The sequence below is a fragment of the Collimonas humicola genome (genome assembly GCF_018304945.1).
GTDB lineage: Bacteria > Pseudomonadota > Gammaproteobacteria > Burkholderiales > Burkholderiaceae_D > Collimonas > Collimonas humicola.
In genome coordinates, this window is sequence record NZ_JAGQEE010000005.1 from 287,172 (window position 1) to 299,839 (window position 12,668).

Below are 12,668 nucleotides of genomic sequence, written 5' to 3' on the forward strand. Positions count from 1 at the left end.
CGGACGGATACTGCCATGCATTGCGGCAGAGCCGGCCATTTGAAAAGGCGCGGCGACCATGGCTGATCTCGATCCGCAACGCATAGACCTGTGGCTGACCCCGCTTGACGACCAGAGGGATAGTCAGCTTCTCGAAGCCTATCGGCAGCTGCTCAGCGCAGAGGAGCGGCGTCGCCTCCAGCGTTTTCTGCGCGAACCGGATCGGCATCGCTATCTGGTCACGCGGGCACTGGTGCGCACCGTGCTGGCGCGCTTCACAGGCGTCGCCCCGGAATGCCTGAGGTTCAAGGAAAATCGCTATGGCAAGCCGGCGCTTTGCGGCATGGATGCAAATAACCGGACGCTGTCGTTCAATCTATCGCATTGCGGCGACATGATCGTACTGGCGTTGACCCGGGATCGCGAGCTTGGCGTGGATGTGGAAAACATCGCACTGCGGCCAGCGCCGATCAATATCGCCAAGCGGTTTTTCGCGGAGGTAGAGGTGATTGATCTGGAGGAACTGTCGACTGCTGCGCAAAGTGAACGTTTTTTCGAGTTGTGGACGCTCAAGGAAGCCTATGTCAAGGCACGTGGAATGGGGCTTTCCATACCACTTGACCAATTCGGCTTTCGTTTCGGCGCCTGCGGTCGCCTGGCGATGTGGATGGAACCGGATTTAGGTGATTGCCCATCCCGCTGGCATCACTGGCAAATCCGGATTGCCTCGAAATATCTTGTCGCCGTTTGCGCCGAACATCGGACGGCTGCTTCGTCTCCTAGCATCACTGCGACCCGGATCATTCCACTGATCGGTGACGAGCCCATCGGACACCTGCAATTGCGGACTTGTGAATGGCAGAGTCGCGCTGATTTCGGTGTAGGGTGATGCGCTGCTGGACGCGGAGCGCCGTGAAAAAGAACAAAACGTTCTTGTAGCAATAGCCTTGCCGGACTGCTGACGGCTGAATAAGCCCATCCCCTCGAATATGCGCTGCAAAGCATATTCGAGGGGATGGGCAATAACAGTCAACGACACTTTAAATGCAATTAAGTGGTTAACTGTATTCAATATGGTTACTAGTGTGCACCAGGCAATTGGGGGGAAGTCAAATGAAAATAGGTGGTCAATCGTACCAGATTGTCTGTCGCCATCTGCCGCTTGCTCTTCCGGTTCATTGCCCCTTCTGACTTTTTTTCTTCTCAGGAAGGGGGGCCATAAGCTTGTCGCGAGAAAGGCCCCATAAAGTTGCGTTGTAAATGAACCGATTGGCGATCTCTGCCATTTTTTGCACCTCTGCTTTCAACTGATCGTTCTCTTCCTGAAGTTTGGCTATTCGTTCCATGGCATCCAGCGTGGTTCGCGGCCGCGTCACTTTGCTGAGCTTGTCCGCTTCAGATCGCAGATGTTTTTTTTTGACCTCGTATGCGTTAACCAATGCTGGCTTTTTGTGTAGTGCCTGCCTGCTAGGCTCGTAACCGAGTATGCTTTGCGCGCCGTTACAAATTGACTCCCACTTAAACGGCTCGCTTTTTGGCCAAGCATGTATCATTTCAACCATTAAACGCACGTCTTTTTCAGTGATTGCTCTAGGCATTCTCAACTCCTCAATTCATCCAGGCACGCCAGTAAATCGGCTCCGTACTCAATAGCCAGTGCTTTTCTGTCCAAGAGCTTGATACCGATCTGTTCCGCCTTTCCGTTTATAAGAGTCTGCTCGTGGTTGAAATCAGTGCCAGTTATCTCGATAGGACTAGCGATCATTGACTAGTACTCTTTTCATTTGGTGTTGGCCACCGCAACAGCAAGTTTTCCGGTTGCGGCGAGGATCTCTTTCGAGGGAAGGGTGGGCCTTTCGGTATCTCCCGCTACCTGTAGCCCAATGCATATCGCCTGCTCCTGAGTGTGGCGGAGGTTATAGATTAGCGCTGATTCTGAACCCTCCGCCCATCCCATCAATATCTCCCGAGATGCCCTCTCTTTTTCCGGCGTCCACTTCGCTTTATCGCACTGCAGTGAGAACCGGTAATTCCAATCGTGCCTGAGCAAATGTGGATGGAGCGTCGCAAAGGCGCAAAACAATTTCCTCAATTCAGTCAGAGCTTGATCAAATGCTGAGATTGATAGGGGGGCGCCTTGACTTCGTTTATTGCGATGGGTCACAAAGATAAAATCTTCCTCATCAAAGCCGACGCGCGGAACATCGGCCCGGTATTCAGCAATGTACTCTGTGAGTTGTCGTTCCAATCCCGCAGTTATTGGCACAATTCGCCCGCGTGTTTTAGGCACCGGCTGATTAACGCGCGTGTCAAAGGAGTCGCCATGATTCCGCTCGATGACCAAGCGTGCTACTTGTCCTCCTGCGGAATCCAACACGTTTTTGAGTTTCAATGAGAGTAATTCGCCGCGCCGCATTCCAGTTTCGTACAGAATTCGGAGCATAACGACTGTGCGCTGTCGCGCGCCGCGATCTGCAGTGCGAAAGAGACCAATAAATGGATCGTTCCATAGCGCGTGCAGCTGTTCCCGCGCGTTTTCGGAGAGGTGCTTTTTCCAGTTTCCTTGATTCTTTGCGGATTTGGAGCCAGCTTTTGACAGAAGCTTTTCTTTCAGCCGTCTATCCTGCGTATCGATCATAGCTCTAACGTCAGGGCGGTTGCCATCTGTAACGAGCTCATCAGCAATCCACTTCAAATACTGGGCCGCATAGCTAATATACGTGTTCCCTTTGGCGGCGCCGATCGTATCTCCTTGCTTTCTGCAGCGTGCGGCGTTGAGGTAACGCGCCAGATCATCAAGTTCGTGCGGTCGTAAAAATTCATGGCGTTGGAATCGAACCTCTAAGCCAATTTTTCCTTCAGCATCCCATTGGCGCTTCCGTTGAGCTTCCCATTCCAACAAACGCTTGATGGCATCCAGGTACACGAGCTGCGTGCTGGGCGTCGTATTTAGTCGTTTGCTTCGTGAAATAAATGCAGTTGGGTAAAATAGCGGGAAGGCTTCCTCGCTCGAAAAAAGCAGGCTGAACCGCTCGCCATTGCTGGATACAAAAGATCTGATTTGGAAGCCCAACAGACGCCCCTTTTTTTCCATTCGTTTACATATTTTGTAACTTGCGAAGAAGCATAAATCGGGCTTACAATTCTTACAAGCATTTTCTACGCAAAAGTATTTGGAATTTGGCCTCTCCCGTGTAACGATTGGGGGCTATGCCCAAAGGTACACAAAAGGAGTTTACGAAGTATGGCTAACAGAATGGTAGTTCTGGATACCGAAACCACCGGCCTCAACCCGCGTACCGGCGACCGCATCATCGAAATCGGCTGCGTCGAATTGCTGAACCGTCGCCTGACCGGCAATAATTTTCATCGTTATATCAATCCCGAGCGCGATTCGGAAGAGGGCGCGCTGGCGGTCCACGGCCTGACCACGGCCTTCCTGAGCGACAAGCCGAAGTTCGCCGAGATTTTCGACGAGCTGCGCGAATACACCCGCGGCGCCCAGGTCATCATCCATAACGCCCCGTTCGACCTGGGTTTCCTCGATGCCGAATACAAGTACCTGGGCAAGGGGCCGTTCTCGGCCGATATTGCCGGCGTCATCGATACGCTGGTGCAAGCCAAGGAAATGTATCCCGGCAAGCGCAACTCGCTGGACGCCCTGTGCGACCGCTACGGCATCTCCAACGCCCATCGTACCTTGCACGGCGCGCTGCTGGATTCGGAGCTGCTGGCCGAGGTATATCTAGCCATGACCCGCGGCCAGAACAGCTTCTGCATCGATGTCGGCGGCGGTCACGGCGATGCCGATGGCGGCGGCGCAGCGCTGGAACTGCTGCCGCTGGCGGAAATCGTGGTGCGCAGCGCCAGCGAGGACGAGCTGGCGGCGCATGAGCTGCTGCTGAACGGCCTGGACAAGGACGCCCGGGGCACCTGCATATGGCGCCAGACGCCAGCGGAGCCGGCGGAAAATGCGCCGCAAAAATAATCTTGTAAAAAATATTCACAAGACACTAGCCACGAATCAAAAATGCCCTTATAATTTCGCTTCTTTAGGCGCGTAGCTCAGCTGGTTAGAGCACTACCTTGACATGGTAGGGGTCGTTGGTTCGAGTCCAATCGTGCCTACCAGTATTCTTGAAGTTGCAGGAATGCTGGGATAGTTCTGGATTAACTCCGGGATTGATCAAAGAAAAATCTGTTGCAAGCAATGCTGAATGGAAGCCCGATACGGCTTCCATTTTTGCTTTCCGGGCGCCGTTTTCTGCGGCGTCAATCTGCTTGGCATAAGCTGTAATGCCAATTTGGCATTTGCATGGCCAAGCCATCGAACAACGCAAGCCGGATTGCGCCGGCCATCTGCGCGGTCTTCTCGCAGCTGCACCGGGTCTGATAAGCACACCAAGCTCGCATTCCTCATTTTTTAAGACATGGTTTCCAATAATGGTCTCGTTGTGACCGCCCATCGTGCCATGGCCTGCCCGTGACCGGGTTTTCAAAGATCTCCGCCACTATGGAAGCGAGCTGGGTAAGCATGGGCAATAGTGACTGGCGCAAATGGCTGAGAGCGGTAGTTGTGCGCCATGTCCATGAAAAAAGGATATCACCGCGCGCTTGTAATTCGTACAGGGTTTATTAGTCTGAACGTGCGTTCATTGAAAGAGGGGTCATCGAAAGATGATTTTATTTTATGGAACTTGGGTGGGTATTGGTTCTGCTGATTCCGTTCTCAATCATCGCAGCCTGGATCGTCGATGAAGTGTATCAAGAGTATGTTCTCCATCATTACTATTGAATACGCGATTGTGATTTCAGATGTTTTCAGAAGTCTGTTCTGGCATGACTGGATGGCCGGAAACGTTGAATTTTCGGCTGCAGTCGCATAAATCGAGGTGCTGCAATCAGCACAAAACGCCTGAGCACGTCTTGTGCCGGATGTCGCTGTCTTGATATGAATTTCCGGCTGGCCACGCAAAATATCACCTGGCATTTCGCTTGCAGGCTTGTACCTTTGCTGTCATTGGCGCTGCATCATTGATGCAGCCGCATGAACGGCAATAGTGAATTTCTATTACCATGGGGGCGGCACGCAAATATATATGGGGAGCAGTCATGGAGATGAAGCGCATCAATGCCGGGAAGCTACGTGCCATTGGATATGAGCCGCGGGAACGTACGCTGCGGGTTGAACTCGACGATGGAAGCGTCATTGATTATTCGGGTGTCGGGAACGAGGTCTGGCGCCGGCTGTCGACCTCGGGGGCGGCATGGAGCTATTACCGCGACAATATAGAAGAGGAATTTTCAAGCCGTCGAGGCGTCGCGCGGACCCAAAAGAAATCTAACCCCCTTGATGAACTGTTCAAAGCCGCCGGCGATGATGCAGGGTCTTAAGCAGCCTCGAGGTCCAGTCTCTGAAATTGTTGAGGGGTTACGCAGTCTCGCAATGCGGGAAGAGGTCGCCAGGCGGTATGCCCGTGTTTCCTTGGCCATGGATTGATTCGCCGTCGCCAAGGCGGATCACCACAGCCAACGAGGAACTCGGCTCCTGTACTGCTCCCACTGACTGCCGTGCATGCGCGACAACCAAGGCTCTTCGCCAAACACCACGCGCAGTTGGAACGCCACGGCTACGACGAGAGCATAGATGAGTAGTCCCAGGGAGCCGAACGTGGCCGCCCAGCCGAGCAATGCCGACGTCACCGCGATATACATGGGGTTGCGCGAGTAACGGTAGGGTCCCGTTTCAACCAAGCAAGCTGGCGGCGCCCAGGGAGCGAGCGTTCCTTTTCCGGAAACATAGAACTCGCATACACACCAAAGCAGAGCCGCAAAGCCAGCTATCAGAGGCACCAGACCCAAAGGGTGTGCAAACATGGTGTGCGCAGTGAACCAGAGCCAAGCCAGCGGGACGAGGATGGCAACCACGCCTGGCAGGGCAAGGAAGGCAATAAGCGCACGGAGGAACATGGGTCCCTGGCAATCTCGATAAAAATGTAATCCGCCGGTCTGCGCGAATGTTGCGAAGCGATCAATCGCATCATAAACTGAAAGTACTCATTCACCCCGGGGGACGCAATGTACAAGCATCTTCTACTACCGATCGATGGCTCTCCATTGTCTGAAATTGCGATTCAAAATACCATGCGGTTCGCCAAAAGCATCAACGCGAAGGTGACCGGTTTTTACGTGAGTCCGCCATACCACGCATTGTCTTTACAGATGGAAATGCTGGCGGAGACAGAAGATGATTTCGCTAAACACAGCCGGGTTCAAGCGGAACGGTTGCTTGGAACCATCGAAGACGCTGCCAGTGTGGCCGGCGTATCTTGCAACACGACTTATGCAATCGGCGCCCATCCTTATGAAGAGATCATCAAGGCTGCCAATGACAACGGATGCGACCTGATCACCATGGCGTCGCATGGCCGAAAAGGAGTGAAAGGCCTGCTCCTCGGCAGCGAAGCGCAGAAAGTTTTAACGCATAGCAAGATACCGGTGCTCGTGTATCGCTAGGGTTTGATGGCGTTGGCGGCGTGAACTGGCTGCGGCATCGGATCTCGCATCCGAGCCGCATTGCCGATCACTTATTTCGTTAAAGTTGGCAGATAGAAACCAGCGAGGCGGCGTATTCCAAAGGCCTTTTGTATTCCGGCAGGCTGTAATGCGTGACGTCGGCCATTTTTGTCAGCCGGCTTTTGAATGCGATGAGATTCGCCGCCGCGTCGGATCTCTGTAAAAAGAAGAAATAGCATGCTTCGCTGATGACGGATTTGATGGATGAATCGACATTTTGTCCGTACAAAGCCAGGACTGCCAATGCTTGAATTTTATGGATGTACTCGTTAATCAATTCTTCTTCGATACGCGCGTCCATAGCGAACTCCCAAAACAAAATTCGTAGAAGAAATGACATGAATTCATCTTAGTAATCGAGATGAAATTTGTCCATGGCCCGGATCGGCTTTAGCCAAATTTATAAATACCGTGCGGCAATGGGCTTCGACTATCCAACGGCTTCGCCCGGCCGCGCGCATGTGTCGATGCGGCGTCGAAATCGGCAATTCAATAGAGTGAATGATGGCCGGATGAGGTGACAATTCTTTGCGGGAATTATTTGAGTGCAGGGTAGTGCTGCGCTTGTCGAAGCAGTTGCGGGGCCTGATTGCGCTGTGATTCCACCTGCGCTAAAACATGCGCTTCCCGCTCGCTGGGAAGCGTATGATAGATGCCCCCTCTCTTTTTTTGTCTACTGGAGATGGGGCTCGCAATATGGCATGTATCAAAGAATATTTTTTTCCAATAACAAGGAGAAGACTATCATGCTGCATTTCCACCATCCCCCTCATTCATCGCAATATCATCATCTTGCATTCAAGCTTGCCGTCGGCGTGGTGCTGGTCGGATTGATTTCCGGCATTCCTCGCGTTGCCGCTGCAGATGAAACTGCGCGTCACTGGCTGATTGCCGATCAATTCAATAATCGTGTCATCGAGGTCGATCCACGTACCCACCAAATTGTCTGGCAGTTCGGTAACGGTGCGGACAAGCCTGGGCCGCAGAGCATCGTCGGCATCAATGATGCCGAACGCGTCGGCGCTTACACCTTGCTATCCGGGACGGGCATTCCGCCCAGCTCCCCGCCGTTGCCGGGCTGCTCCGATCCGGTCAATGGCTGCCCTGATAACCGCGTCATCTTGATTGATCGCAGCGGCGTCATCGTTTGGCAATACGGTCAGAACGGTGGCGTGGCTGGCGCGGGTTTCAATCAGTTGAATACACCGGTGCAAGCGGCGGTGCTGCCGCAGTTCCAGCGCCGCCATGGCCTGCATGTGATCATTGCCGACCAGGCGAACCAGCGCATCATCGTGGTTGATCGCGCTCATCGGCTGGTATGGCAATACGGCAGCACTGGCGTTGCCGGCAACGGCCCGAATCAATTGAACAACCCTAACAGCGCAGAGCAACTGGAAAACGGCAATATCCTGATCGCCGATGAAAACAATAACCGGGCCATCGAAGTCACCACCGGTTTGCAGATCGTCAGGCAATTCACCGCCGGCGGGACGCTGAGCGGGGTCGCCTTCGCCAGCCGGCTGCCTGACGGCCATACCTTGATTACCGATTCCAACAACAACCGCATCGTCGAAGTCGATGGCAACGATGCGATCGTGTGGGAGTACCCTACCAACACACTGGCCGGAAGCAACGCCAATCCCTTGCCCACGCGCGCGGTTCGCCTGGAAAATGGCAACACCTTGATCAGCGATCAATTCAATAATCGCGTCATTGAGGTCACGCCAGCCAAGCAAATCGTGTTGCAGCAGGGAGCGCTCAATGTCGCCGGCAACGGCTTTAACCGCTTGAACGGTCCGTACGACGCAAAAGGGATCGGGGATTTCACCGGATTGACGCCGCCAGGCGACATCGATGGCAGCGAGTGACAGCCGTTTTGCATAAATTTCCAGAGGATGCTGCCGTTCGGCATCCTCTTTTCTTTTGTCACGAGACTCACTATCGGCCAGGTCTTTACCAGGCTTTAGCGCGACGGGTCGGGTGTTGATTTCTGATGCGCTATTACGCCATTCTGGTGATTTGCAAGGGTCGCGCTATTTTCTTGCCGGATGTCGATCCGGTCTTGCGAACGGAACTCCCTCCTCCTGTTCAGGAAGTCGCAACGATCATTGATTTGCGCCAGCATCAGATGCAGTTCTTGATCATGAGTTGAGCGTCGCGCCAAAAGGTGCCAGAGTGCGTTTTCGTTCCATCGATAAAACCGCGTATAAATGCTTTTCGGCTTTCCGAAATGGGGCGGAATATCGGCCCAGGCTTTTCTATTCAGGATTACCCACAATACGGCTTCAACAAACGCACGGTAATCATGTTGAGTTAAATCCAGCCTGGTCGCTCGCGACAGGATGTCCGCAACTTTATTCCATTGATCGTCGCTGAGTGTTCCGGTGTATTTGATCGGTTTCATTGTATCCCTGGAGGTGAGAATTCTTTAATTGACTGAATTTCTTCGCACATCATCATCTGACAAATACGTGAATATCTCGAATGTCAAAACCGTGGCGCATTTAGCGCCGGGAAGATCGCACTTCACAATGTTTTGTAGACTTGCTGCCTGGACCAATTGCTTGCGTCGCCATCAGAGTCGACTCCCCGTACTTGAATGTAGTAGACCGTTTTAGGAGTGAGCGAGGCGATTACGTGTCGATAAGGAGGAAAACTATTCGCACCGGCCAGTGCATCGGTCGGCACCTGCGGGCCGCTGGGATCGCCCTTTCTAACCATGAATTGATAAGCAGTGATCGTTCGATCCATGACGGGAGCTGACCACGCCAGGGTGATGGAGTTATGGCTGACATCAACCGTCCTCACAATAGGTGTCCTGGAAAATTTCATATCCCAATATTCTGCTGTCATGATTTTTCTGTTTCAAAAGTAGATAGGAGAACGCGAGGTCAATGAGACGGGATTTACGGTTATTTTTCAACTGGCAAACGTTACAGTCCTGGCCGTGTTTTTATCAAATTCAATCGATAGCTGATGTGGGAAAGTCCCGCAGCGGGTAACGATATTACTGATAAGGATGAAGCCCGATGGGGGCAGTTTTGCAGCGCCGCAGCGGGGGGGAGGGGGCGCCAGGAACCTGGCGTTCAGGTATGGGCTTATTGTTGGCGGGGTGGGAAACCGCCGGCAGGCAGTCCAGCTTTACCTGGCCCCGCAAGGGGGGGGAAGCCTCAAGGAATTTCTCGCTTTCGAGTATGCCCATACGCGCCAGCGTTGACCTGCGCCGCAGCCTGCCGCTGCGCAGGGCCTAATCCCACAGCCAGTTCCAGAACCCGGGCAGGCGCACGACTTGCGCACTGTCGCGCACGCTTCTTGCCAGGGCCGCGCGTTCCAGTTCGGCCTTGTCGTCGTAAAACGGCTTGCTTGCAGTCGGCAGCTGGACCGCGCTTGCGCAATCCATCAGTATTTGCAGGTATTCCGCCATGTGATCGGCGGTGTAGCTATTTACATCATGAAAACTCACCACCACCGGGATGCTGCCATCGACCGCCGGCAACTCGCCTGCCGCAATCCGCTCGCGCACGTCAGTCAACAGATGCAACATGTTGGAGCGCCTTCTCAGGCTGGCCTTGATGCCATATATCTTGCCGTCGTTCGCGCTCAGATCCGTCAGCAAAACGTGCATGCCTTGCTGCTGGTAAGCGGCAAAAGTACGCTTGTCGTAGTTCCAGAACGGCGGGCGGACCAGTTTCGGCGGACTGCCCTGGATCGAGGTAATGTCCGCGATGCCATCGCTTAGCGATTGCGCGAATTTTTCGGGACTGAGGAAGCGATGGTTTGCGTGATGCGGCGTGGCGGTATGAAAGCCCAGCAAATGCCCTTCATCGGTTTCCTGCCGTATGATGTCGCGCCCAAAGTCCGTCTCGCCAGCGCCAGACGATCGGGTTTGCACAAAAAAGAGGGCTTTGATGCCGGGTTGCAGCGGATTGTGCGCGAGCGTGTTCAGTATGGACAGTGTCGGATTGTCAGTCCTTGGCCTGGCCGGGCCGTCATCGAAAGTCAGCAGGAAGCGGATTGGCGCTTGAGATTTCAAGCGCTCGGCGGTTTGAGGCGACATGGGAACCGGTTCGATAGCGCAGCCGGCGGCGCCGATCGCCACGAAAATCACGATCAGGTTGAAAATGATCTTTTTGACATGTCGCGATGAGATGGAAAGTACCTTGCGTAATGGCACTGGTGGAACGGGAAGCGAAGACATACGGTGACAGACAGTAGGGCAGTGATGGACTTGGGAGGGCATGCAGCGCAAATGATACGCCCTTGGCCTGCGCTGTTCGCCGGCTGTTACAAACAACTACAGTTACGGCGACCGCATAGAGGCGCCTTCAATGCCGATTTCAAGCGATTTTCAGATTTGCTTACGCGCCGCGCCGTTTCACCGCAATTCCGCCTGTGCCTGCTACCTCATGCGCGTTGCCATGCCCGAAAAACCGTAATATCGGCACAGTCATTGCCGTAGTTGTCAGCGCCATGATAAAAAGCATCGTGTATACGGAAGGCGGCAGAATCCCTAGTTTCAAACCAATCGTCAGGACGATAAGCTCCATCAGTCCGCGCGTATTCATCAATGCGCCGATCACGCTGGCGTCGCTATGTCCGACGCCCGATATGCGCGCTCCCAGATAACTGCCGCCGAACTTGCCGGCAATGCCGCCGATAAGGAACAAGCCAAACCACAGCCAGAAATTTGGCAAAGAGACACTTCCCGTGGCGGCCTGGATGCCTGCAAGCGCGAAAAATACCGGCATCAGAATCAACGCTACAAATCCCTCTACCTTGGCGCGCCATTCAATTTCCAGCCCGGGCAGGTCGCGCAGCACCAACCCAGCCATCAGGGCGCCGAATGCGCTGTGGAAGCCGATTTCAGCCGTGATCCAGGAGGATAGCAATACGTAGCAGATCACGGCGGGCAACACGCGCGATGTAACGCCGGACGACGGCTGGCGGGCAATTATCCTGGCCCATAGCGGCCGCGCCATCAGCATGGAGACTGCGGCAAAAATCAGCAGGAGCGTCACATTGCGGGCTATGTGCTGCCATGTAAAGGCGCCGGTCGAGAGCGCCGTGATCACTGCCAGCAGCAGCCAGCCGAGCAGATCCGTCAAGGATGCTGCCGTTAATGCAACTGTCGCCGTGAACCTGCCCTCCATCTGCAAATCCATCACGATGCGCGCCATCACCGGCATGGCGGAAATGGACAATGCAAGGCCGCAAAACAGCACATAGCCGAGAACCGGGACCTCCGGTGCGAGCGCCGTTCTGGATACGACAGCAATCGCGCAGCCGATTGCGAACGGGAAGACGATTCCCGATAGCGCCACCACAACCGGTATGCGCATCGGTACGCGTCCCTGGAGACTTTTCAGGTCCAGGTGCAGCCCAAGCTGGAACATCAGAAAAACCAGGCCGAGTTCGCCGAATTGCGACATCGCCGGCATGACCGCATTGGAGAACACGATGTTATAAAAATCCGTATTGATCGCCCCCAGGACCGCCGGCCCGAGCATCAGGCCTGCAGCGATTTCCCCAACCACCCGGCTTTGTCCCAGTCGTTTGGCCAGGGCGCCGCACAGCACTGTGGCAAGAATGATGATGCAAAGTTGAATCGGCCACATTGCCATGTTGAGTCCTGAAGATGGATTTGCTGAGGCGCCATGTCTGACGCATGCAGAAGCGTTCGAAACGAAAGAGACGCATTCAATGCTGATATCGAATGCGTTGCGGATTTTACACTGCTACGCCCCGCTGACGACCAGCAAGCGGGCGTCGTGTAGATTTTTATATCGTCTTCGAAGGCCGTGCTCCGTGCCGGCGCAAAACGCGGGCGGGGCCCGGATCATGGATATCGCCACATCCGCGCATCATGATGTCTGCTTGACGCCAACCAGCGTGATCTGGCCAGGTCTTTTGGGGTTCGTTTAACGCCGATATCGCCTTGGCGAGTCGGAAAGCTGATCCGGCTGCATGGCGCAGTAGGGCTGCAGGAAGCTGCTCTCAGTTTTGCCGGCTGTATATTTCCAGCCACGCAAGGCTAAGCAGCAGTAAGAGCAAGACCGAAAAATGCGACAGCATGGGATGCGACACGCACCACTTGAAAAAAGCGGGCGATATGG

At 54.2% G+C, this 12,668-nt stretch carries 13 protein-coding genes and 1 tRNA gene; 6 read left to right on the plus strand and 8 right to left on the minus strand.

All coding sequences use genetic code 11. From position 1 onward, the window contains the following. Window positions 1-58: 58 nt before the first annotated feature. Window positions 59-868, plus strand: coding sequence for a 4'-phosphopantetheinyl transferase family protein (locus KHU30_RS16965; RefSeq protein WP_211443800.1), 810 nt, complete (start codon window positions 59-61; stop codon window positions 866-868). A 286-nt stretch (window positions 869-1,154) separates the two neighbouring features. Here KHU30_RS16965 and KHU30_RS16970 read toward each other — a convergent pair whose 3' ends face one another. Both KHU30_RS16970 and KHU30_RS16975 read right to left on the minus strand, forming a co-directional pair. Beyond that, on the minus strand, window positions 1,155-1,577 hold the full coding sequence (locus KHU30_RS16970) for a hypothetical protein (RefSeq protein WP_211443801.1): 423 nt from the start codon (window positions 1,575-1,577) through the stop codon (window positions 1,155-1,157). A gap of 182 nt (window positions 1,578-1,759) precedes the next feature. Further along, on the minus strand, window positions 1,760-3,073 hold the full coding sequence (locus KHU30_RS16975; RefSeq protein WP_211443802.1) for a site-specific integrase: 1,314 nt from the start codon (window positions 3,071-3,073) through the stop codon (window positions 1,760-1,762). A 150-nt stretch (window positions 3,074-3,223) separates the two neighbouring features. Between KHU30_RS16975 and dnaQ the strand changes: the two genes are divergently transcribed. From dnaQ to KHU30_RS16990, 3 genes are all read left to right on the plus strand, one after another. After that, window positions 3,224-3,967, plus strand: coding sequence for a DNA polymerase III subunit epsilon (gene dnaQ, locus KHU30_RS16980; protein WP_211443803.1), 744 nt, complete (start codon window positions 3,224-3,226; stop codon window positions 3,965-3,967). 66 nt (window positions 3,968-4,033) lie between these two features. Further along, window positions 4,034-4,110, plus strand: a tRNA-Val gene (locus KHU30_RS16985). Between the two features lie 981 nt (window positions 4,111-5,091). Further along, window positions 5,092-5,373, plus strand: coding sequence for a KTSC domain-containing protein (locus KHU30_RS16990; protein ID WP_211443804.1), 282 nt, complete (start codon window positions 5,092-5,094; stop codon window positions 5,371-5,373). Between the two features lie 126 nt (window positions 5,374-5,499). Here the strand turns inward: KHU30_RS16990 and KHU30_RS25770 are convergent, their stop codons facing one another. Further along, a complete protein-coding gene (locus KHU30_RS25770; protein WP_211443805.1) occupies window positions 5,500-5,949 on the minus strand; it encodes a methyltransferase family protein in 450 nt (149 codons plus the stop codon). Between the two features lie 108 nt (window positions 5,950-6,057). On the opposite strand from KHU30_RS25770, the gene KHU30_RS17000 reads away from it, so the two are divergent. Then, window positions 6,058-6,495 (plus strand): universal stress protein, encoded by a 438-nt coding sequence (locus tag KHU30_RS17000; RefSeq protein ID WP_098493032.1) that lies wholly within the window; start codon window positions 6,058-6,060, stop codon window positions 6,493-6,495. Window positions 6,496-6,574: 79 nt separating this feature from the next. Here the strand turns inward: KHU30_RS17000 and KHU30_RS17005 are convergent, their stop codons facing one another. After that, window positions 6,575-6,856: a hypothetical protein gene (locus tag KHU30_RS17005; RefSeq protein ID WP_211443806.1), complete on the minus strand. Its 282-nt coding sequence runs from the start codon at window positions 6,854-6,856 to the stop codon at window positions 6,575-6,577. A 445-nt stretch (window positions 6,857-7,301) separates the two neighbouring features. On the opposite strand from KHU30_RS17005, the gene KHU30_RS17010 reads away from it, so the two are divergent. Then, on the plus strand, window positions 7,302-8,423 hold the full coding sequence (locus tag KHU30_RS17010) for an NHL repeat-containing protein (protein ID WP_211443807.1): 1,122 nt from the start codon (window positions 7,302-7,304) through the stop codon (window positions 8,421-8,423). A gap of 95 nt (window positions 8,424-8,518) precedes the next feature. On the opposite strand, the gene KHU30_RS17015 is transcribed toward KHU30_RS17010, so the two are convergent. The 4 genes from KHU30_RS17015 to KHU30_RS17030 form a co-directional block, all read right to left on the minus strand. After that, window positions 8,519-8,959, minus strand: a complete 441-nt coding sequence (locus KHU30_RS17015) for a transposase (protein WP_211443808.1) — start codon at window positions 8,957-8,959, stop codon at window positions 8,519-8,521. Window positions 8,960-9,081: 122 nt separating this feature from the next. After that, window positions 9,082-9,408 (minus strand): fibronectin type III domain-containing protein, encoded by a 327-nt coding sequence (locus tag KHU30_RS17020; protein WP_211443809.1) that lies wholly within the window; start codon window positions 9,406-9,408, stop codon window positions 9,082-9,084. A 394-nt stretch (window positions 9,409-9,802) separates the two neighbouring features. After that, on the minus strand, window positions 9,803-10,729 hold the full coding sequence (locus tag KHU30_RS17025; RefSeq protein WP_329956690.1) for a polysaccharide deacetylase family protein: 927 nt from the start codon (window positions 10,727-10,729) through the stop codon (window positions 9,803-9,805). Between the two features lie 184 nt (window positions 10,730-10,913). Further along, complete coding sequence (locus tag KHU30_RS17030; RefSeq protein ID WP_211443811.1) at window positions 10,914-12,176, minus strand: cation:proton antiporter; 1,263 nt, start codon at window positions 12,174-12,176, stop codon at window positions 10,914-10,916. Window positions 12,177-12,668 lie beyond the last annotated feature (492 nt).

Excerpts from the sequence above, each read along its gene's own strand:
- KHU30_RS16990 (WP_211443804.1), top strand. The coding sequence starts at position 5,092 with ATGGAGATGAAGCGCATCAATGCCGGGAAGCTACGTGCCATTGGATAT.
- dnaQ (WP_211443803.1), top strand. The coding sequence starts at position 3,224 with ATGGCTAACAGAATGGTAGTTCTGGATACCGAAACCACCGGCCTCAAC.
- KHU30_RS16970 (WP_211443801.1), bottom strand. The coding sequence starts at position 1,577 with ATGCCTAGAGCAATCACTGAAAAAGACGTGCGTTTAATGGTTGAAATG.
- KHU30_RS17030 (WP_211443811.1), bottom strand. The coding sequence starts at position 12,176 with ATGGCAATGTGGCCGATTCAACTTTGCATCATCATTCTTGCCACAGTG.
- KHU30_RS17015 (WP_211443808.1), bottom strand. The coding sequence starts at position 8,959 with ATGAAACCGATCAAATACACCGGAACACTCAGCGACGATCAATGGAAT.
- KHU30_RS17000 (WP_098493032.1), top strand. The coding sequence starts at position 6,058 with ATGTACAAGCATCTTCTACTACCGATCGATGGCTCTCCATTGTCTGAA.
- KHU30_RS17020 (WP_211443809.1), bottom strand. The coding sequence starts at position 9,408 with ATGACAGCAGAATATTGGGATATGAAATTTTCCAGGACACCTATTGTG.
- KHU30_RS17005 (WP_211443806.1), bottom strand. The coding sequence starts at position 6,856 with ATGGACGCGCGTATCGAAGAAGAATTGATTAACGAGTACATCCATAAA.
- KHU30_RS17010 (WP_211443807.1), top strand. The coding sequence starts at position 7,302 with ATGCTGCATTTCCACCATCCCCCTCATTCATCGCAATATCATCATCTT.
- KHU30_RS16965 (WP_211443800.1), top strand. The coding sequence starts at position 59 with ATGGCTGATCTCGATCCGCAACGCATAGACCTGTGGCTGACCCCGCTT.
- KHU30_RS25770 (WP_211443805.1), bottom strand. The coding sequence starts at position 5,949 with ATGTTCCTCCGTGCGCTTATTGCCTTCCTTGCCCTGCCAGGCGTGGTT.
- KHU30_RS16975 (WP_211443802.1), bottom strand. The coding sequence starts at position 3,073 with ATGGAAAAAAAGGGGCGTCTGTTGGGCTTCCAAATCAGATCTTTTGTA.